This window comes from Streptomyces sp. NBC_01257, assembly GCF_035917255.1.
GTDB lineage: Bacteria > Actinomycetota > Actinomycetes > Streptomycetales > Streptomycetaceae > Streptomyces.
This window is the reverse complement of the sequence record NZ_CP108472.1, coordinates 7,597,332-7,617,533: the sequence shown is the minus strand read 5'-3', so window position 1 is coordinate 7,617,533 and position 20,202 is coordinate 7,597,332. Positions and strand designations below refer to the sequence as shown.

The window sequence follows — 20,202 nt, the reverse complement described above, 5'->3', positions numbered from 1 at the left end:
GAAACGACAGGGCGGCCGATCCCGCTCTCACACGGTTCCGGGAGGCGCCGGGCAGGTCACTTGGTCCGCCTGCGGAAGACGTACGCTCCGCACGCCATCCCGGCCAGGAACATCACGATCAGCCACACGTAGAGCGGCGCGGTCACGAGCGGGACGATGAGGCGGACCTCGACCTCGTCGGTGTTCTCGGCGATGAACACGATCGACAGGACAGCGATGACGAGGACCAGGATGCGGGCCGGTGTGAACGCGCCCGAACTGCCCCTGCCACCGCTCGACACATCCTTCGGGCTCATGAAGCGGCCCCTTCCCTCGACCGGGTGCACCACTGCCCCCGGAGCCCCAGGATGGCTCCGTCCGGGGGCCGGGGGGCGGTGCTGTACCGCCATTCGGGTGACGGCCCGGGGGTGTGCCGCGTCAGTCGGCCGTACCGCCGACCACCGGCAGCTCCAGCACTCCGGTGTCCTCGGGTGCGCTCACGACCGTGACCGGCTTGATGCCGCGGTTGCCGAAGTAGGCGGTGTCGCTGGCGGCGATCACGAATTCGAGCCGGTGGCCCGCCTCGTACCGGTGGACGATGCCGGGCAGCTGCACGGTGAAGGGCCGGGTCACGTCGGGCACCCTGACCGGTGAGACGAGCCGGTTCACCAGCGTCCTGGAGCCGTCCGGCGCCACGTCGTACACCTTGGCGAACAGCACGAGCTTGTCGGCGGCGTCGCCGCTGTTCTGCACGCGCTCGGTCTTCGGCGAGACGACCTTCAGGGTGGCCTTCGGGGCGCCGACGACGTCGACGGCCGAGGTCAGGGGGTCGCTGCTCCAGCCGAGGTAGGTGCCCTTGGTGTCGTACGGCTTGGGGTCGGGCAGTCCGATGAGACCCGCGAGGGAGCTCTCCGAATGACTGGTGGGCACCAGCCAGTTGGTGTACTGGCGGCTGCCGCGGGCCACCTTGGCGCGGTTGTCGACGAGCTTGCCGTCGCCGGAGAGGTACATCTTCCTGGTCGGGCCGGGCACGGCGGCCGCGGTGCCGTAGCCGCTCTGCCAGTCGCGGTAGTAGGCGAACTCGGGGCCGGTGTCGGTCCTCGTCTCGTGGCGGAGGTAGCGGTCGAACCAGGCGAGGATGCGCCCGCCGACGTAGCTGCTCTCCAGATTGCCCTGGGCCAGGTCGAGTTCGCCCTCCGCCTGGCCGCCGCTGTGGCCCCAGGCCTGCCAGATCATCTTGGCGGTGGTGCCCTGCTCCTTGAGCGTCCGGTACGTGGCCGTCGCCTCGTTGAGGTTGAACAGGCTGTCGGCCTGCCCCTGGATCAGGAGGGTCGGCGCCTTGACGCGCTTCAGATAGGAGACGGGCGAGACGCTGCGCGCGTAGTCGAGCATCGCGGCCGACTTGTCGTCGGGGTAGCGGCCGGAGTTGAGCAGCCGGATGGTGTCGCAGGCCTGCGGGGCGAAGTGGAGGCAGGTGAGGCTGCCGAAGCGGGACGGGTCGAGGCTGGGGCTGAGGATCGTCTGCCCCTCCCCCATCAGGTAGAAGCCGTTGGTCCACTGCCACTTGAAGACGCCCGGGGTGTCCGACGAGACACCCGTGGCCGGGCCGGCGTTGTTGGGGGCCAGCGCGTAGGCGAGGTCGTTCCAGGTGATGAGCGGGACGAGGGCGTCGACGCGGGGGTCGACGGCCGCGGTGGCCATCTGGATGGCTCCGCCGTACGAGCCGCCGATCATGCCGACCGTGGGGTCACCGGGGGCGTCCTGGGTGACGAAGTCGGCCTTCGTGCCGTCGTCGGCTGCGCGGGTCCCGCCGAGGAAGTCGACGAGGGCGGCGGCCGCCCTGCCGTCGGTCTGCGGGTCGTCGAGGCTGATGAGACAGCCGGACTTGCCGAAACCCAGGCCGGAGTAGACGAGTCCGGCGTAGCCGCGCGAGGCGAACGCCTTGCCGATGCCGTCGGTCGAGCCGTCGGACTTGCTGCCGCCGAAGCCGTTGGTGGCGAGGACGGCGGGGACCGGATGCGCGGCGTCGGCCCCGGCCGGGCGGTACAGGTCGGCATCCACGGTGCAGGACCGCCCGCCCGCCGACACGGTGAACTTCAGTGCGGTGACGGTGTATTCGGACGCCGCGGCCGCTGTTCCCGCCTGGGCGGTGCCGGCGAGTGCGAGCGGCGCGGCGAGCGCGGCTCCGGCGACGAGGGCGAGCGGTTTGCGGGACAGTGACTTCGACCGGGAACGGAAGCGGGAACCGGAGACAGCACGCGACACGAGGACCTCCACACCGAGGACACCTTACCGACCGGTAAGTATTGGGCCGCGCTCATGCTGTGACACAGGTCATGGCGATGTCAACGCTCGGGACAGCGTTTCCTGAGAGTTGTTCAGCTTCTTCGCATCACGGCCCGGACCCGGCCGCGTCGCCGGCCGCGCGCTCAGACCAGCGCGGGCCCCTCGACCGTGAGCGTGGCCGGTCCGCCGTCCGCCGGAGCGTCCAGCACGGCGGGCACGCCGAGCGGAATCGTCAGCCCGGTGGGCCCGTGCCCGAAGCCGAGCTCCTCGACGACCGGAACGCCCAACGGCCCCAGCCGGTCGGCGAGTACGGCCCGCACCTCCGCGTACGGCTCGCACCCCGCCCAGGAGCCGCAGGCCACACCGGTCACGCCGGCCAGCGCCCCGGACCGCAGCAACTGGGTGAAGATGCGGTCGAGCCGGTACGGGTCCTCGGTGGTGTCCTCGATGACCAGCAGCCCGCCGCGGGCCGGTGTCCGGGCGTGCGGGGTGCCCAGGTCGGCGGCGAGCAGACTCACGCAGCCGCCGTAGGTGACGCCGCGCGCCCGGCCCGGCACCAGGGCCCGCGCGCCCTCGAGACCCAGCGTCAGCACCGTCTCCGGCTCGAACAGCGTGGCTCGCAGCGACTCCTGGGTCCGCGGGTCCTTCTGGAAGGTCTCCGTCGCCACCATGGGACCGTGCAGGGTGGCGAGCCCCGTCCGCAGGGCGAACGCCTCGTGGAGCACGGTGATGTCGCTGTAGCCGACGAACACCTTGGGACCGGCGGCGCGCATCGCCTCCCAGTCCACCAGGTCGACCATGCGGTGCGCCCCGTATCCGCCGCGCGCGCAGATCACCGCGTCGACGGAGGGATCGCACCAGGCGTCCTGGAGGTCGCGGGCCCGCACGGCGTCCGCGCCCGCGAGGTAGTCCAGCTCCGGGTGCACGTCCAGCACGTGCGGCATGACGACCGGTTCGAGACCCCAGTCGCGCAGGAGGCCGAGACCGGGCTCCAGCCGTTCGGCGGGGACGGGCCCGCTCGGGGAGACGACGGCGACCCTGGCGCCCGCGCGCAGCCGGGCGGGACGGGTCAGGGGGGCGAGGGTCACTTCTCCAGCTCCAGCCGCGGCACGTCGGTCCGGTCGATGCCGAAGGTTTGCGCGTACAGGGAGAGTTCGGCCTCCAGCGCACTGATCATGGTCTCGGCGCGCCGGAAACCGTGCCCCTCGCCCGGGTAGGTGAGGTAGGCGTGCGGGATGCCGCGTCCCTCGACGGCGGCCAGGAACCGTTCGCACTGCACGGGCGGGCAGATCGGGTCGTCCTCGCCCTGGAGGAGCAGGAAGGGTGTGGCGAGCCGGTCGGTGCGGCTGATCGGCGACCGCTCGCGGTAGCGGTCGGGGACCTCGGCGAGCGGGCCGACGAGCGACTCCAGGTACTGGGATTCGAAATCGTGGGTCTCGTCGGTGCCCCAGCCGGTCAGGTCGAGGATGGGGTAGATGATCGTGCCGCAGGCGTAGACGTCCGTGCCGGTCAGGGAGGCGGCCGTGGTCCATCCGCCGGCGCTGCCGCCCCGGACGGCGAGCCGGTCCGGGTCGGCGGTGCCCTCGGCGGCGAGCGCCCCGGCGACGGCGGCGCAGTCCTCGACGTCGACGATGCCCCACTGTTCGCGCAGCCGGTTGCGGTAGGAACGGCCGTAGCCGGTGGAGCCGCCGTAGTTGACCTCGGCGACGCCGATGCCGCGCGAGGTGAAGTAGGCGATCTCCAGGTCGAGTACGAGCGCGGCGTGACCGGTCGGCCCGCCGTGGGCCCACACCACGTAGGGCGGCAGCTCACCTTCCGGGCCGGTGCGGTCGGGGCTGTGCGGCGGGTAGACCTGGGCGTGGATCTCGCGGCCGCCGGGTCCGGTGAAGGTACGGACGACGGGCTCGGGGTAGTACGCCGGGTCGACCGCGTCCTCGTGGGGTGCGCCGATGATGCGGCTGTGCCCGGTCGCCGTGTCCAGCTCCACGATCTCGTACGCGCTGCGCGGGCCGGCCGCGATCCCGATGACCCGGCTGCCCTGCACGGCGAGGGTCTCGGCCCATTCGGTCCAGGGGCCTGCGATGTCGACGAGGTCGCCCGTCTCCGGGTCGAGGACGCCGAGTGTGGTGGACCCCTTGCCGTGGAGCGCGGCGATCAGGCCGTTCTCCAGCGGGCGGAACCAGTTGAGGCCGATCTTCCACAGCGGCCCCGCGAACTCCTCGTCGCGCGGGCAGAGTTCGACGGTGGAGCCGTTCGGATCGGCGCGGTAGAGGTTCCACCACCCGCTGCGGTCACTGGCGAACAGCAGCTGGCCGTCCGCGGTCCAGTGGATCTGCGGTACGGATTCCTCCGGGCCGCCCACGAAGGTGCGGGCGTCGTGGAAGGTGCCGTCGTCGCCGATACCGGCGAGCATCACCTCGGTGCCGTCCCACGGCATGCGGGGGTGGTCCCAGGCGATCCAGGCCGCGTGCCGCCCGTCCGGCGAGACCTCGGGGCCGGTGACGAACCGGTGCCGGTCGTCGGAGAGTTCGCGTACCGCCGACCGGTCGCCGGCCGCCGATCCGTCCAGCGGCACGGAGGCGATCACCCGGCGCAGCTCGGTGGGCGCCTCGCCGGTGAACTCCTCAAGGACGCACCAGACCTCGCCCGCCGCGCCCCGGTCCGGGTGCAGCCGCGGGTCGGCCCAGCGCAGTCCCCCACCGACGGCGGAGACGGGGGTGAGCGGCCACGGTGCGCGCGGGCCGTCGGGCTCGTACGCGTACAGCCGCTGGTCGTCGAAGTGGACGAAGACGATCAGCGGCCCGCCCTCGGCGCGTTCGGTGCCGGCCCAGGGCCGGCCGCCGTACTCGATGACGCGGCTGCGGGCGTTCCACGGGGCGGGCAGCGCCGTGGTGGTCCCGTCGGCCAGCCGGCGGACGAGGGCGCGGCGGCCGGCCTCGGCCGGGCGCGGCTCCGTCCACCACAGCTCGTCGCCGACCGCTCCGACGTACTCGGGGCGGCCGTCGCGGGAGGCGGCGAGCGCGGCGTCGATCGGCGACGGCCAGCTTCCGTAGGCCGCTGTGGATTCCATGATGAGTTTCCCCCGAGTGGTTCAGGCGGTGCGCAGGTAGTGGTCCAGGACCCGGACACCGAAGTGCAGGGCCTCGACGGGGACGCGTTCGTCCACGCCGTGGAAGAGGGCCTGGTAGTCGAAGCCGACGGGCAGCTTCAGCGGCGAGAAGCCGTATCCGGTGATGCCGAGCCGGGAGAACTGCTTGGCGTCGGTGCCGCCCGACATGCTGTAGGGCACGACATGCCCGTCCGGGTCGAACCGCTCGACGGCGGCGCGCAGTTTGGCGTACGTCGGCGAGTCGACCGGTGCCTGGAGCGGCACCTCGCGGTGGTGGAACTCCCAGTCGACGGAGGGGCCGGTGAGCCGGTCCAGGGTGGCGCGGAACTCGTCCTCGCCACCGGGCACCATCCGGCCGTCGATGTAGGCGGTGGCGTGGCCCGGGATCACGTTGACCTTGTAACCGGCGTCCAGCATCGTCGGGTTGGAGCTGTTGCGGACGGTCGGCGCGACGAGCTCGGCGGCCGGTCCGATCTTGCCGAGGAGTTCGTCCACGTCGAAGCCGGGGGCGTCGAGGTCGGGGTGGATGCCGTGCAGTGCGGCGATCTCGGTGAGTGCGGCGCGGACCGTCGGGGTGAGGCGCACCGGCCACTCGTGCTCACCGATCCGGGCGACGGCGGCGGCCAGTGCGCTGACCGCGTTCGCGTGGTTGACCTTGGAGCCGTGGCCCGCCTTGCCGTGGGCGGTGAGCTTGAGCCAGCCGGTGCCGCGCTCGCCGGCCGCGATGGGGTAGAGCGGCATGGCCGGCCCGGCGTGGAAGGTGAAGGCGCCCGACTCGCTGATGCCCTCCGTACACCCCTCGAAGAGGGCCGCGTGCTGATCGGCGAGGAAGCCGGAGCCGTCGTCGGCGCTGGCCTCCTCGTCGGCGGTGTAGGCGATCACGATGTCGCGGCGGGGGCGGATACCGGCCCTGGCCCAGAACCGGACGACGGACAGGACCATCGCGTCCATGTTCTTCATGTCGATGGCACCGCGGCCCCAGACGACTCCGTCGCGCACCTCGCCCGAGAAGGGGTGCACGGTCCAGTCGTCCGCCTCGGCGGGCACCACGTCCAGGTGACCGTGGACCAGGAGCGCGTCGGCGGCCGGGTCGGTGCCCGGGATGCGGGCGACCACGTTGGTGCGGCCGGGGGTGCGTTCCAGCAGCGTCGGTTCGAGCCCGGCGGCGGCGAGCCGCTCGGCGACGTACTCGGCGGCCGGGCGTTCGCGGCAGTCGCCGCCGCCCCGGTTGGTGGTGTCGATGCGGATCAGTTCGGAGGTGAACGTCACCGATTCGTCGAGCGCGAGGTCATCGACGCCGTCGCCGTCCTGGGGGGTGCTCGCCTCAGCCATACTGCTCCTCCACGGCGGACGACACGATGGTCGTCACCGCCTTGAACGTGCGGATACCTTCGTACATCGTCGCGCTCGTGTACGCGACACGCCTCTCGCCGGAGGGCGCCACGCCGGGCACGACCGTTGCCGCCGCGGCCAGGTGCTCGGCGTCGAACTCCAGCTCCACGGTGAACGGGCCGCCGTCGACGGGCGTGTACCGCCCGGCGAGCGCGACCGCCTCCTTGGCCGCCGCACGGATGTCGGCGGCGGTACGGGCCGGGGTGCGGCAGACCGCCGCGTAGCGCGACACATAGTCCTTCACGGCGACCGTGCGGGCGTCGGGGGCGTACCCCTCGGCGTCCACGCAGGTCAGATCGTCGCCGGTGACGAGGACGACGGGGACGCCGTACTCGGCGGCCACATGGGCGTTGAGGAGTCCCTCGCTGGCCCTGGTCCCGTTCAGCCAGACCCCGGTGATGGAGTTGGCCAGATAGGTGTGGGCCAGGACGCCCTCCGTGCCGGCGCCGGTGTGGTAGCCGACGAAGGCCACGGCGTCGACGTCACCGTGCTGGATGCCCTCCACCATGCTCAGCGACTTGTGCTTGCCGGTGAGCATCTGGACCCGGTCGTCGAGCCGCTCCAGCAGCAGGTTGCGCATGGTCCAGTGGGCCTCGTTGATCAGCACCTCGTCGGCGCCGCCGTCGTAGAAGCCGAGGGCGGCCGCGTTGACGTCCGAGGTGAACAGGGAGCGGCACCGCTCCCACTGTGGCGTGCCGGGAAGCACGTCCGCCGGCCAGGTCACACCGGTGGCGCCTTCCATGTCGGCGCTGACGAGGATCTTCATGCGGCCACACGGTACGCGCCGATGAACGCGCAGGCCAGGGCCGCCGAGACCTCCAGAGGTCCAATCCACTGAAGGCCGCGGCTCCTGGCGTACGGCCCCGCAAGTCTCAGGCGGCGGAGGCGGTGCGGTGGCCGTGGACGCGCAGGTTCAGCGTGACGAGATCGAGCAGCGGCGTGTCGACGGACAGGAGCCGCGCCCGGTCCACCAGGTCACCGAAGACGTGCTCGACCTCGGTCGGGGCGCCCTGGCTCACATCGCGGAACAGCGAGGCGGTGAGCGCCGAGCCCTCCGTGGTGAGCATCGCGGACACACCGGCGAGTTCCTTCTCCCGCACGGGGTGGCCGGCGGCCGCCGCGACGGCGGCGCACTCGGCCAGCAGGGCGGTGACGAAGCCGCGCCCGCCGGGTACGGCCACGACGTCGCCGGTGGTGCCGCGCATCAGGCACGTCAGCCCGGCCAGGGTGCTGATGAGCACCCACTTGCTCCACATGGCCGAGATGATGTCCTTGGGCAGCTGGGTGTCGATGCCCGCGTCGGTGAAGACGGCGGCGATCTCCTCGACCCGTGCGGAGCTCCCGCCCTGCTGCTCGCCGATCGCCAGCGCGGCGAGCGGGGCGAGGCGGACGATGTCGCCCTCGGCGTTCAGCGTGCTCATGATCTTGGCGACGCCGCCCAGGACCGCCTCGTCGCCGAACCGCTCGTTGAGCCGTGCCAGGTGCGCCATGCCGTTGAGGAGGGGCACGATCGCGGTCCCCGGTCCGACGGCCGGCGCGATGTCGTCGAGAGCCGGCTCCAGGGCCGTGGACTTCACCGAGAGGAGCACCAGGTCGTAGGGGCCGGAGAGTTGGTCAGCGGTGACGAGCCGCGGGGTGACGGTCTCGGTCTCCCCGACCCCGGTGAGGCGCAGGCCGCGCTCCCGGAGGGCGGCGGCGCGGCCCGGCCGGACCAGGAAGGTGACGTCCCTGCCCGCCTGCGCGAGACGGGCTCCGAAGTAGCCACCGGTGGCTCCTGCCCCTACGACCAGAATCTTCATGTACGTGCGCCTTCCCTCGCCTCAGCGGCGCTTCGCGCCCTTCAGCAGCTTCTCGATCCTCGCGAGCTCCTTGTCGCTGAAGTCGAGGTTACGGATCGCCTCCACGCTGTTCTCCAGCTGGGTCACGCTGCTCGCCCCGACCACGGCGGAGGTGACCCGGCCGCCGCGCAGTACCCAGGCCAGTGCCAGCTGGGCCAGCGACTGACCGCGCTCGGATGCCAGCTGGTCCAGCTCGCGCAGCCGGCCCACCAGCTCGGGGGTGACCGCGGCGGCCGACAGGAAGGGGCTGCTGCCCGCCGCCCGCGAGCCCTCCGGGATGCCGCGGAGGTAGCGGTCCGAGAGGATGCCCTGCTCCAGCGGCGAGTAGGCGATGGAGCCGACACCCAGCTCGTCCAGGGCCGTCAGCAGACCGTCCTCGACCCAGCGGTCCAGCATCGAGTAGCGCGGCTGGTGGATGAGCAGCGGGGTGCCGAGGTCCTTCAGGATCCGGGCGGCCTCCCGGGTCTGCTCGGCCGAGTAGTTGGAGACGCCCACGTAGAGCGCCTTGCCCTGCTGCACCGCCGAGTGGAGGGCGCCCATCGTCTCCTCGAGCGGGGTCTCCGGGTCGGGCCGGTGGGAGTAGAAGATGTCGACGTAGTCGAGGCCGAGGCGGGTGAGACTCTGGTCCAGCGAGGACAGGAGGTTCTTGCGCGAGCCCCACTCCCCGTACGGACCGTCCCACATCAGGTAGCCGGCCTTGGTGGAGACGATGATCTCGTCCCGGTGCCGGGCGAAGTCCGTGCCCAGCGCGCGGCCCATCGCCGTCTCTGCGGAGCCGGGAGGCGGGCCGTAGTTGTTCGCCAGGTCGAAGTGCGTGATGCCGAGGTCGAACGCGCGGCGGAGGATCTGCCCCTGCGACTCCGGTGTCCGGTCACCGCCGAAGTTGTGCCACAGGCCGAGCGAGAGGGCGGGCAGCTTCAGACCGCTGCGCCCGGTGCGCCGGTAGGGCATGTCCTGGTAGCGGTCGGCGGACGGGATGTACATGCGGGACTCCACGGGAGGGATAGTTCGTGCCGGTTCACGACGAGGTGCGGCTACGCCGTGCGGGGTCCAGGCTCGCGCAGAACGATCCAGTAGTCCAACAGGAGATTCCGCTTGGATTCAGCGTCTATATTTCTCAATCATGGAGTTGCGCCAGCTGGAACATTTCGTCGCCGTCGCTCAGGAGCAGCATTTCACCCGGGCCGCCGAGCGCGTCGCGGTGTCCCAGTCGGGTCTCTCCGCCTCCGTCCGTGCCCTGGAGCAGGAGCTGCGGACGCCGCTGTTCAGCCGGACCACGCGCAGCGTGCGGCTGACCGAGGCCGGGCGCGCCCTGCTGGTGGAGGCCGAGCGCACGCTGGCGGGCGCGCGGGCGGCCAAGGACGCCGTCGACGCCGTACGGGGGCTGCTGCGCGGCACCCTGTCGGTGGGCGTGGAGCAGTGCGTGGCCGGGGTGAGCCTGCCGCGGCTGCTCGCCGCCTTCCACCGCGCGCACCCGCACATGGAGATCCGGCTCCGCCAGGAGGGCACGACGAATCTGGTGGACGGGGTGGCCGGCGGGCGTCTGGACATCGCCTTCGCGGCGACGGTGTCCTCCGTGGAGTGGCGCGGCGAACTGGTCCCGCTGGCCCGTGAACCGATGGTCCTGCTGTGCGCCCCCGGCCACCGGCTGGCGGCGGCGCACCGGGCGGGCTGGGACGAGCTGCCCGGCGAGGCGTTCATCGACTTCCATCCGGACTTCGGCCCGCGCCGTGCGGCCGACGAGGCGTTCGCGGCGGCGCGGGTGCGCCGCACGGTGGCGCTGGAGGTCAACGACGTGCACAGCCTGCTGGAGCTGGTGCACGAGGGGCTGGGGATCGCGGTGGTGCCGCACCACTTCTCCCGCAAGCCCGAGGCCCGGGGGCTGGTCGCGGTCACGCTCGACGGGGCGGACCAGCCGTACTACGAGAGCGTCATGGTGCTTCCGGCCGCGCAGGCGATGAGTCCGGGAGCGCGGGCACTGATGGCCCTGGTACGGGACGACTCCGCGCGCTGACGCGCGCCGGGGCGGCACGGCCCCGACGGGGTTCCCCGTCGGGGCCGTGCCGGTGTCCTCGGATCAGCGGGCGGCCAGGACGAACCAACGCGCCGGCAGGTCGATCCGGGTTCCGTCGGGCAGGTACTCGGTCTGCGGGAGCACCGTGGCGCCGCTGTCCAGGGTGGCCAGTCCGGCCGCCCGCAGCAGGTCCGGCACCTCCTCATCGGTGGCGCCCGCCGGCTTCAGCCCGTGCTCGAAGACCCGGCGCAGCTTCGCCGGCGGCCCGTCCGGACCCTGCGCGGCCTGCTGGAGCACCGTCTTGGACGACGGGGTCAGCTCCGCGACGAACGCCCGGCCCCGCTGCCCGATCAGCGTCGCCACGGCGGCGGCCACGGCCGGCCGGGCCTCGGGTTCGCTCTGGTGGATCACCGCACGCATGTAGACGTTCACATCGCCGGTCCGCTCGTGCAGGGCGCGCACCGCTGCGCCGTCCACGAGGTCCAGCTGGGCGAACTCGGCGACGCCGTCGGGGTCCGCCCGGCGGGCGTGGCCGATGGCGGCGTGCGAGAGATCGACGCCGATGGCGCGGGGGAAGCGGGTGGCGAGGTAGCGGGTCTGGGTGCCGTTTCCGCAGCCGAGGTCCACGACGGGCAGTGAGGCGTCGGCGTACGGCAGGAGCCGCTCACTGTGCGGCACGGCGCTCAGCGAGGGGTCGGCGTCCCAGATGGCCTCGCCGGGGGTGTCCGAGGTCGTCGACCAGAACCCCTCCCACGCCTCGCGGTATCCCTGTGACACATCCATGCGCACTCCCGAGTCAGGCCGTCCCGAGGCTTTTCGCCCCGCACCGGACTACCGGTCGCGGCGGCGCGGGGCAAGGGGCCGCACCGGATCCGCGGCCTGGTGAAGGGGCATTTCACCGGGCGTTCGACCGGGGGTGCGGGAGACGGGGGAGCGCCAGTTCGAACCAGACGGTCTTGCCGTGCGCCGTGGCGCTCGTGCCCCATTCCCTGGCGAGGCCGCTCACCACGACCAGTCCGCGGCCGGACTCGTCCTGTGCGGTGGTGCCCAGGAGTGTGGCGGGGGCCGGCTCGTCGTCGCTGACCTCGCACAGCAGGGCGCCGGTGCGGACCAGCCGGAGGCCGATGTGACGGGTGCGGCCGTGCTTCACGGCGTTGGTGACGAGCTCGCTGACCATCAGCTCGGCTGCCTCGACCGCGTCCGGCAGCTCCCAGTCCAGGAGCCTGCCGCGGACGAGCCGGCGGGCCCGGGACACCTCGCGCGGGTCCAGGGCCAGTTGCCACTCGGCGACGTCACCGTCGGGGATGCCGTTGAGCCGGGCCATCAGCAGGGCGACGTCGTCCTTGCGGCCGCCACTGGGGTTCAGGGCCCGGATGATCGTGTCGCAGGCGTCGTCCATCGACGCGGCCGGGTGGGCCGCGGAGGCGCAGAGGGCGGCGAGACCTGCCCCGATGTCCTGGCCGCGCACCTCCACCAGGCCGTCGGTGCAGAGCACCAGCCGGTCACCGGGCCGCACCTTAACGGTCGCGGTCTCGAAGGCGACCCCGCCGACACCGACCGGCGCACCGGTCGGCAGGTCGAGCAGCTCGGCCCGGCCGTCCTCGGCGCGGACCAGCACCGGTGGGATGTGTCCGGCGTTGGCGATCTGGAGCTCGGAGCGGATCGGGTCGTAGACCGCGTAGAGGCAGGTGGCGAGGTACTGCTCGCCGAGCCGCTGGGCCAGGTCGTCGAGGTTGCGCAGGAGTCGGGCGGGCGGCATCTCCATGGTCGCCATCGTCAGCACGGCGGTGCGCAACTGGCCCATCATCGCAGCCGAGTTGAGCCCGTGCCCCATCACGTCGCCGACGACGAGGGCGGTCCGGGAGCCGGGGAGCTTCACCGAGTCGAACCAGTCGCCGCCGACCCTGCCGAGCCGTGCTCCGGGCAGATAGCGGGTGGCGATGTCGCAGCCCGCCATGCGCGGTTCGATCTGCGGCAGCATGCTGTCCTGGAGGGTCTCGGCGACGTTCTCCTGGTACGTGTACATGCGGGCGTTGTCGAGGACGAGCCCGGCCCGCGCGGCGAGTTCGGCGCCGGTGGTGCGGTCCATGTCGTCGAAGGGTTCGCGGCCCGGGCGGCGCATCAAAACCATGAAGCCCAGCACCACGTCACGGGCCTTGAGGGGCACGATGAGCAGCGAGCGGTGCGTGATCAGCGGGCGCAGGTCGCGCTTCTCGAACTCGCCCGAGATGCGGTTGCTCAACTCCTCGCTGACATGGGGGACGATGACGGGTTCGCCGGTGACCATGCACTGGAAGAACGGCGTGTGCTCGGGGAAGGCGATGGACTCGCCGACGGGCACGGTGTCGTCCCAGCGGCCCGGTTCGTCGTTGTGCTCGACCCAGACGCGGTGCCAGACCGTGGTGACGTCGGGCGGCCCGTCCGGGAAGCCCTCGCCGGCCAGGACCGCGGCGCGCAGATGCGTGCCCGCGAAGTCGGTGAACCGGGGCACGGCGGCGCTGGTGACCTCACGGATGGTGCGTTCCAGGTCGAGGGAGGTGCCGATGCGGCCGCTGACCTCGTTGAGGAACTCCAGCCGTTCGCGGACCGCCGCGTATTCGAGGTCCAGCTCGGGGCGGGGCGCGGTGTGCGGGGCGGGCGCCTCCGGGCCGGTGTGCCGCGGGCCGTCGGCCGCGCGGTGTCCGGTGCGCCGCGGCACTCCCCAGTCGGGGGTCACGGGGATCCGGTCGCGATGACTGAACTCCAGTACCGGATAGCCGAGTTCGAGGACCTGGGAGACGATCCTGGTGGCTTCCCGGACGCTCATGCTGGGCAGGATCTCGGGCAGCCGCCCGGAGAGTTCCCGGTAGCCGGGGAAGTCGGTGTGCAGGGCGAATCCGGGGGCGATCGTCTCGGTGTCCCCGTCGGTTCCGCCACGCCGCAGGGGCCCGGAGTCGGCGGCGAGCACGAGCAGCCGCTCGGGGCCGGGACCGACCAGCGGGTAGGCCCACCACAGCACGTCGAGGCGGCCCCGGCCGGCGTCGTCCACGCGGGCCCGGCCGGCCGTCGGATAGCCGACGGTGCCGATCGGCGGCGAGCTGTCGGGGCCGGGACCGAACTCCTCGTACGCCCCGTCCGGCAGCGGGTCGCCCCGCTGCCGTAACGCCCCGGACACCGGCAGGAGTTCACCTGCTTGGCACCCTACGGCGTCCTCCCTGGCGACCCCGAAGAGTCTCCTCGCACCGGCCGACCAGTGCGAGACCCGTCCGTCCGCGTCGACGACGACCACGGCGAGCGGCACGCGGCCCGCCGCGGCGTCACGCGGCTGTGGTGTCCTCTGCGGCGGCACACCGAGGTCCATGGGCGGAAGGCTCCTTCCTCACCGCGAGGTTCCGCGGTCCGTGCGTCCACGGTACGGCGCCCCGTCCGGCGTCCGCCGGTCATCGACGGAATCACCCCCAGGGGTGGTGCGCCCCACGCACTCCGGCGCACCACCCACACCCGGGGACCGTCCGGGACAGCCCCCCCCCTGGCGTCAGTCCTCGTGCCCCAGCTGGAGATCCCGTTCGGTGCGCCCGCCGCCCGCGACCTGGAGGACGGTCGCCACCGGCGGGTATCCGGCGGCGATCACGGTGTACTCACCCGTGGACAGGTCGACGAACCGGAACGCCCCGTCGGGTCCGGTGGTCAGCGTGTCGACCACGTTGCCCGCCGCGTCCAGGAGCGTCACCCGGGCGTCCTCGACGGGCCGCCCGCCACTGGCCCGGACGATCCCGCGCAGCACCGCGCCACCGGCCAGCTCGACGTCCTGCCGGGTCTCCCTGGCCGCCTGCACGCTGACGGGCAGTGCGGCGGGCCGGAACGCGGGCGCGGAGGCGGCGAGGGTGTACTCCCCCGCGACCAGCTCCGAGATGACGTACCCGCCCTCCCGCCCGCTCCGGGTGGAGGCGACCACTTCGCCGCGTACGTCGGTCAGGGTGACGGCCGCGTCCCGTACGGGAACACCGTCCGCCGTCACGACGGTCCCGGCCAGCCGGCCCGCACCGCCGAGCACCACGTCGAGTTCCACGGGCCGTTCGCCCACGGTGACGCTGACCGCCTGCGGCTGGTGGCCCCCGGCGGCGGCGATGAGGACGTACGAACCCGCCCCGGGCACGCTCAGCGCGTACCGTCCCTCGTCCCCGCTGGCGCCCCGGCCGACCTGCTGGCCCTGGACGTCGATGAGGGTGAGGGCGGCGCGCGGGACCTTCGTACCGTCGGGATGCTGGACGCTGCCGCAGACCGGCACGCCCGAGAGGTATCCGGCCGGCGGGGGGCCCTGGTCCGTGCGGGCGGAGGGGATCGACGCGGGCTCGGCTGCGGTTTCGGGGCTGTGGTGGGACACCAGCGGTTTCTCCTTGAGGAAGAAGGCGAAGAACAGGCCGAGCACGAGGACCGGCACGAGATAGAGGAAGATCCGGGGCATCGCGTCGGCGTACGCCTGGATGTAGGCGTCACGCAGCGCGGGCTCCATGGCGTGGACCAGCTGCGGAGTGATCGACTCGGGGTCGGGCAGACCGGCCCCGGAGGGCAGCCGGACGGCGAGCGCGTCGGCCAGCCGGCCGGCGAACAGGGTGCCGAACACGGCGGCGCCGACGCTGCCGCCGATCTGCCGGAAGTAGTTGTTGGCGCTGGTCGCGGTGCCGAGGTCGGCGGGGCGCACGGAGTTCTGCACGGCGAGGACAAGCACCGGCATGATCAGCCCGATCCCCAGGCCGAGGACGGCCTGCGCGATGCTGTACTCCCAGCGCGGGGTGTCCGTCTCCAGCCGGGACAGCAGCCACATGCCCACCGCCGAGACCGCGCTGCCCGCGATCGGGTAGACGCGGTAGCGCCCGGTACGGGAGATCAGCTGGCCCGAGACGACGGACGCGCCGACGATGCCGCCCATCATCGGGAGCATCAGCAGGCCGGACTCGGTGGCGGTGGCCCCGTCGACCATCTGCAGGAAGGTCGGCAGATAGCTGGCCGCGCCGAACAGCGCCACCCCGACGACCGCGCCGACCAGGGCCGTGACGTTGAAGATCGAGTCGCGGAACAGCCGCAGCGGGATGATGGGTTCGGGCGCGCGGTGCTCGACGGCGATGAACAGCAGGGTCGTTCCGGCAGCTCCGGCGGCCAGCCCCAGGATGGTGCGCGAGCCCCAGGCGTACTCCGTACCGCCCCAGCTGGTCAGCAGAACCAGACAGGTGGAGGCGGCGGCCAGCAGCACGGCGCCGAGGATGTCGAGCCGGGGCCGGACCGTGGGCTTCGGCAGTTTCAGCACGACGGTGATGACGACGAACGTCACCAGGCCGAAAGGCACGTTGATGTAGAAGCACCAGCGCCAGGAGGCATGGTCGGTGAAGAAGCCGCCGAGCAACGGGCCCGCCACGGAGGCGAGTCCGAAGGCCGCGCCGATGAGCCCCATGAACCGGCCGCGCTCCCGGGGCGGCACGACGTCCGCGATGATGGCCTGGACGCCGATCATCAGCCCGCCGCCGCCGACGCCCTGGATGGCCCGGAAGGCGATGAGTTCGTCCATGGTGCGCGACCAGCCGGCCAGCGCGGAGCCGACGACGAAGACGACGATGGCGAACTGGAAGACGCTCTTGCGGCCGAAGAGGTCGCCGAGCTTGCCGTAGATCGGCAGACCGATGGTCGAGGCGAGCAGATAGGCGGTGACCGCCCAGGACATCTTCTCCAGGCCGTGCAGCTCGCCGACGATCTTCGGGAGCGCGGTCGCCACGATCATCTGGTCGAGCGCCGCGAGCAGCAGCGTGAGCATCAGACCGATGAAGACGAGGCGGATCCGGCGGCGGTCCGCGGCACCGTCGCCGGGCGGGGCCGGGGCGACGGACTCCGTCGCGGCGGGCGGCGGGGGCGGGGCGGCCGCGGGCCGCGCCTCGACGCTCCCCGTACCGCCGGGCTCGTCCTCCACCAGAGTGATGCCACCCACCACGTGCCGCTCCCCTCGTCGCGCTGCCGCCACCCATTTTGCGCATTGGGCAACAAGCAAGGGCAAACGTGACGAGGGGGCGCTGAGGGCGCATTCAGGGGCTTATCCCCCGGTGAGAGCCACTACGGCGCACAACCGACCGGCCGGAAAGACCACCCGAACCGGTGAGGCCGGAAGCCGGGACCGGACGCTACTTCTCCACCTCGGTGGCGAGGTTCTGGAGGAGTTCGTCGTAGATGCGCCCAAGTCCCTTGGGCGCGAAGGTCTTCTCGAAGAATCCGCCGATGCCGCCGGCGCCGTTCCACACGGTGGAGACGACGGCCCGCGACTTCCCCTCGCCGGCCGGGGTGACGGTCCAGGTGGTGACCATCGAGGAGTTGCGGTCCTTCTCGACGAGCTGGCCGTCGGTCGGCTCGCTGACCTCCAGCAGACAGTCGCGCACCCGCTTGCTGGTGGCCTGCAGCTTCCAGTGGACGAGGGTGCCCTCGCCGTCGCCGCCCTCACGGACCTCGTACTCGCTGAAGTGGCCGGGCAGCACCTTGCCGCGGACCTCCTTGTAGTCGGCCAGCGCGTCGAACACCGCTTCCGCGTCCGCCGCGATGATCCGCTCTGTCGTGGCCTCGACCTGCGCCATGGCTGTTCCTCCAGCACTCGGTTGTTCGGGGTGTGCTGAGCCAACCACCTCGGCAGCCCGGCTCAAAATCCGGTCCGGGACGAAGGGGAGAAAACGATCAAGGGAACAAGTGTTCTATTCTCGGACCAGTGCTACCGAGGAGGCGTCCATGCGCTGGGACAATCTGGCCGATAACCCCGCCAAGACCACCACACCTGGTACCGGCGCGCTCTTCGCCGCCGACGCGGTGACGACCCGTACCTTCGACACCCCCGAGTTCCGGGGCATCACCTTCCACGAGATACGGGCCCGCTCGATCGTCAACCGGGTGCCCGGTGCGTCCCGGATGCCGTTCGAATGGACCGTCAATCCCTACCGGGGCTGCACGCACGCCTGCGTCTACTGCTTCGCGCGCAAGACCCACAGCTATCTGGACCTCGACACCGGGCTCGGCTTCGACTCGCAGATCGTCGTCAAGATCAACGCCCCGGAGCTGGTGCGCCGCGAGCTCTCCGCCGCCCGCTGGCACGGCGCGCACATCGCGATGGGCACCAACGTCGACTGCTACCAGCGGGCGGAGGGGCGCTACCGGCTGATGCCCGGCATCCTGACCGCCCTCCGCGACCACGCGAACCCCTTCTCCATCCTCACCAAGGGCACGCTGATCCTGCGCGACCTGGAGCTGCTGCGACAGGCGGCCGAGGTCACGGAGGTCGGCGTCTCGGTCTCGGTGGGCTTCACCGACCCGGAGCTGTGGCGCACCGTGGAGCCCGGCACGCCCTCCCCCGAGCGGCGCCTCGACGTCGTCCGCACCCTCAGCGAGCACGGCATCGGATGCGGGGTGCTCATGGCACCCGTCATCCCCTACCTCGGCGACCGGCCGGACCAGCTGCGGGCCACGGTCCGCGCGGTCGCCGACGCGGGCGCCACGTCCGTCACCCCGCTCGTCCTCCATCTGCGGCCCGGTGCCCGCGAGTGGTTCATGGAGTGGCTCGGCCTGCACCATCCGCATCTGGTCCGGCGGTACGAGCGGCTCTACGCGGACGGCGCCTACGCCCCCACCTGGTACCAGCGCCGTATCACCCGGTACGTGCACGAGCTGGCGGCCGAGTACGGCATCGGCCCCTCGCACCACGGCACGCCGCGCGGCTTCCCGGAACGCGGCGAGGAGCGGACCCCGCCGGCCGGTCCCGAGCCCACTCAGCTGACCCTGCTCTGACCTGGGCGTGACGCCCCGGGGCAAACGGGTCATCTCTCACCGGAACAGGTCCTTCCGCCTCCGAATACGGGGAGCATCCGGCGGGGGCTGCGCCACGCGCAGCCGTGTTCCCCCACCACGGGAGGCCATATGACGAACCGTTCAGGAATTCTGTTCGCCGTCGGGGCGACGGTCGCCGGTCTGGTGACCGCCGCGCCGTCCCCGGCGAGCGCCGGCACCGCCGCGCAGCGCGCCGCATCGGTCAAGTGGACCGACTGCGGCACCGAGTCGTACCCCACGCTCCAGTGCGGATCGGTCCGCGCCCCGCTCGACCATGACGACCCGTCGGGCCGCCAGGTCACCCTCGCCCTGTCGCGGGTCCCGCACACGGCGAAGACCTTCCAGGGGCCGCTGCTGGTCAATCCGGGCGGCCCCGGCGGCAGCGGTCTGTCGATGGCGGGTTTCGTCGCCGCCTCGCTGCCGAAGGCGGTGGCCGCCCAGTACGACGTGATCGGTTTTGACCCGCGGGGCGTCGGGAAGAGCCGGCCGGCGCTGGACTGCGTGCCGAAGTACTTCGACCCGGTGCGGCCGGACCCGGTGCCGCACTCCGTGCGGGACGAGCAGGTGAACCGGAACCGCGCCCGCGACTTCGCGGCCGCCTGCGGCGAGAAGTACCCGGACCTGCTCCCGTTCATGGACACGGTCAGCGCGGCCAAGGACCTCGACGTGATCCGGCGCGCGACCGGCTCGCGGCAGCTGAACTACTTCGGCTACTCCTACGGCACCTACCTGGGCGCGGTGTACGCCAAGCTGTTCCCGGACCGCGTCCGGCGCCTGGTCCTCGACTCGAACGTCGACCCGGACGGTGTCTGGTACGACGACAACCTGGCCCAGAACTACGCGTTCGACAGCCGCCACAAGGCGTTCGCGGCCTGGGTGGCGAAGTACGACAGCACCTACGAGCTGGGCAGCGACCCGGCGAAGGTCGAGGCGGCCTGGTACCGGATGCGGGACGCGGTCAGGAAGCATCCCGCGGGCAAGAAGGTCGGCCCCGGCGAACTGGACGACACCTTCCTGCCGGGCGGCTACTACAACGGCTACTGGCCCGCCCTGGCCGGGGCGTTCGCCGCCTACGTCAACGACAAGGACGAGAAGGCCCTGGTCAAGGCGTACGAGCGCTTCGGCGCGGTCGACGCCGAGGGCGACAACGGTTACTCGGTCTACTCTGCCGTCCAGTGCCGCGACGCCCAGTGGCCGCGCGACTGGAACGTCTGGCGCAACGACAGCCTGCGCATCCACGCCAAGGCGCCCTTCATGACCTGGGGCAACACCTGGTACAACGCCCCCTGCGCCGACTGGCCGGTGGAGCCGCTGAACCCGGTCCGGGTCTCCAACCACAAGCTGCCGCCGGTGCTGCTCTTCCAGGCGACGGAGGACGCGGCCACACCGTACGAGGGCGGAGTCACCCTGCACCGCAAGCTCGCCGGTTCGAGCCTGGTCGTCGAGGAGGGCGGCGGCAACCACGGCGTCACCCTGAGCGGCAACGCCTGCCTGGACCGCCACCTGGCGGCCTATCTCGCCAAGGGGACGGTGCCGCGCGGCGGTAGCGGGGACGTGGACGCGGTATGCGCGAAGACGCCGGACCCGAAGCCGGTGACGGCCAAGTCCGCACGACCGGCATCCCGCACGGACGCGAGCGGCGGCACGCTGCACGGCCTGCTCGGGTTCCGGGGCTGACGGAGGCGGTGACCTCATGAGGGGCGTGCGCGAGGCCGGCCGTCACGGCCGCTCCGGCGCACGCCCCTCCGCTCTGCGTA

15 protein-coding genes are annotated in these 20,202 nt (G+C 72.1%); 3 read left to right on the top strand and 12 right to left on the bottom strand.

Features of this window, described 5'->3' with window-relative positions:
• Positions 1 to 56 precede the first annotated feature (56 nt).
• The 8 genes from OG408_RS33260 to OG408_RS33225 all read right to left on the bottom strand — a co-directional run bounded on the left by OG408_RS33260 (position 57) and on the right by OG408_RS33225 (position 9,588).
• Positions 57 to 296: a LapA family protein gene (locus OG408_RS33260; protein WP_266784956.1), complete on the bottom strand. Its 240-nt coding sequence runs from the start codon at positions 294 to 296 to the stop codon at positions 57 to 59.
• A 121-nt stretch (positions 297 to 417) separates the two neighbouring features.
• The gene (locus tag OG408_RS33255) at positions 418 to 2,244 is read right to left on the bottom strand and encodes a CocE/NonD family hydrolase (protein ID WP_326673520.1); all 1,827 of its coding nucleotides are present in this window, start codon (positions 2,242 to 2,244) and stop codon (positions 418 to 420) included.
• A gap of 164 nt (positions 2,245 to 2,408) precedes the next feature.
• Positions 2,409 to 3,353: a S66 peptidase family protein gene (locus OG408_RS33250; RefSeq protein WP_326673519.1), complete on the bottom strand. Its 945-nt coding sequence runs from the start codon at positions 3,351 to 3,353 to the stop codon at positions 2,409 to 2,411.
• Positions 3,350 to 5,335, bottom strand: coding sequence for a prolyl oligopeptidase family serine peptidase (locus OG408_RS33245; protein ID WP_326673518.1), 1,986 nt, complete (start codon positions 5,333 to 5,335; stop codon positions 3,350 to 3,352). The genes OG408_RS33250 and OG408_RS33245 overlap by 4 nt, the downstream gene beginning before the upstream one ends.
• A 21-nt stretch (positions 5,336 to 5,356) precedes the next feature.
• Positions 5,357 to 6,706, bottom strand: coding sequence for a M20/M25/M40 family metallo-hydrolase (locus OG408_RS33240; RefSeq protein WP_266784948.1), 1,350 nt, complete (start codon positions 6,704 to 6,706; stop codon positions 5,357 to 5,359).
• Positions 6,699 to 7,532: a M55 family metallopeptidase gene (locus OG408_RS33235; RefSeq protein ID WP_326673517.1), complete on the bottom strand. Its 834-nt coding sequence runs from the start codon at positions 7,530 to 7,532 to the stop codon at positions 6,699 to 6,701. Before OG408_RS33235 ends, OG408_RS33240 begins: the two co-directional genes overlap by 8 nt.
• A 106-nt stretch (positions 7,533 to 7,638) precedes the next feature.
• Positions 7,639 to 8,565 carry a ketopantoate reductase family protein gene (locus tag OG408_RS33230; RefSeq protein ID WP_326673516.1) on the bottom strand — a complete coding sequence of 309 codons (927 nt, stop codon included), beginning with the start codon at positions 8,563 to 8,565 and terminating at the stop codon, positions 7,639 to 7,641.
• Positions 8,566 to 8,586: 21 nt separating this feature from the next.
• A complete protein-coding gene (locus OG408_RS33225; protein ID WP_266786575.1) occupies positions 8,587 to 9,588 on the bottom strand; it encodes an aldo/keto reductase in 1,002 nt (333 codons plus the stop codon).
• 139 nt (positions 9,589 to 9,727) lie between these two features.
• Here OG408_RS33225 and OG408_RS33220 point away from each other — a divergent pair, with 139 nt between their 5' ends.
• Positions 9,728 to 10,618, top strand: a complete 891-nt coding sequence (locus tag OG408_RS33220) for a LysR family transcriptional regulator (protein ID WP_326673515.1) — start codon at positions 9,728 to 9,730, stop codon at positions 10,616 to 10,618.
• 63 nt (positions 10,619 to 10,681) lie between these two features.
• Here OG408_RS33220 and OG408_RS33215 read toward each other — a convergent pair whose 3' ends face one another.
• The 4 genes from OG408_RS33215 to OG408_RS33200 form a co-directional block, all read right to left on the bottom strand.
• Positions 10,682 to 11,401 carry a class I SAM-dependent methyltransferase gene (locus OG408_RS33215; RefSeq protein WP_326673514.1) on the bottom strand — a complete coding sequence of 240 codons (720 nt, stop codon included), beginning with the start codon at positions 11,399 to 11,401 and terminating at the stop codon, positions 10,682 to 10,684.
• A gap of 112 nt (positions 11,402 to 11,513) precedes the next feature.
• A complete protein-coding gene (locus OG408_RS33210; protein ID WP_326673513.1) occupies positions 11,514 to 13,958 on the bottom strand; it encodes an ATP-binding SpoIIE family protein phosphatase in 2,445 nt (814 codons plus the stop codon).
• 174 nt (positions 13,959 to 14,132) lie between these two features.
• On the bottom strand, positions 14,133 to 16,577 hold the full coding sequence (locus OG408_RS33205; protein ID WP_266784939.1) for an MFS transporter: 2,445 nt from the start codon (positions 16,575 to 16,577) through the stop codon (positions 14,133 to 14,135).
• A 187-nt stretch (positions 16,578 to 16,764) separates the two neighbouring features.
• The gene (locus OG408_RS33200; protein WP_285565113.1) at positions 16,765 to 17,208 is read right to left on the bottom strand and encodes an SRPBCC family protein; all 444 of its coding nucleotides are present in this window, start codon (positions 17,206 to 17,208) and stop codon (positions 16,765 to 16,767) included.
• 148 nt (positions 17,209 to 17,356) lie between these two features.
• Between OG408_RS33200 and OG408_RS33195 the strand changes: the two genes are divergently transcribed.
• Both OG408_RS33195 and OG408_RS33190 read left to right on the top strand, forming a co-directional pair.
• Complete coding sequence (locus tag OG408_RS33195; RefSeq protein WP_326673512.1) at positions 17,357 to 18,406, top strand: Rv2578c family radical SAM protein; 1,050 nt, start codon at positions 17,357 to 17,359, stop codon at positions 18,404 to 18,406.
• Between the two features lie 129 nt (positions 18,407 to 18,535).
• On the top strand, positions 18,536 to 20,122 hold the full coding sequence (locus tag OG408_RS33190) for an alpha/beta hydrolase (RefSeq protein WP_266784936.1): 1,587 nt from the start codon (positions 18,536 to 18,538) through the stop codon (positions 20,120 to 20,122).
• The last annotated feature ends 80 nt before the right edge of the window (positions 20,123 to 20,202 follow it).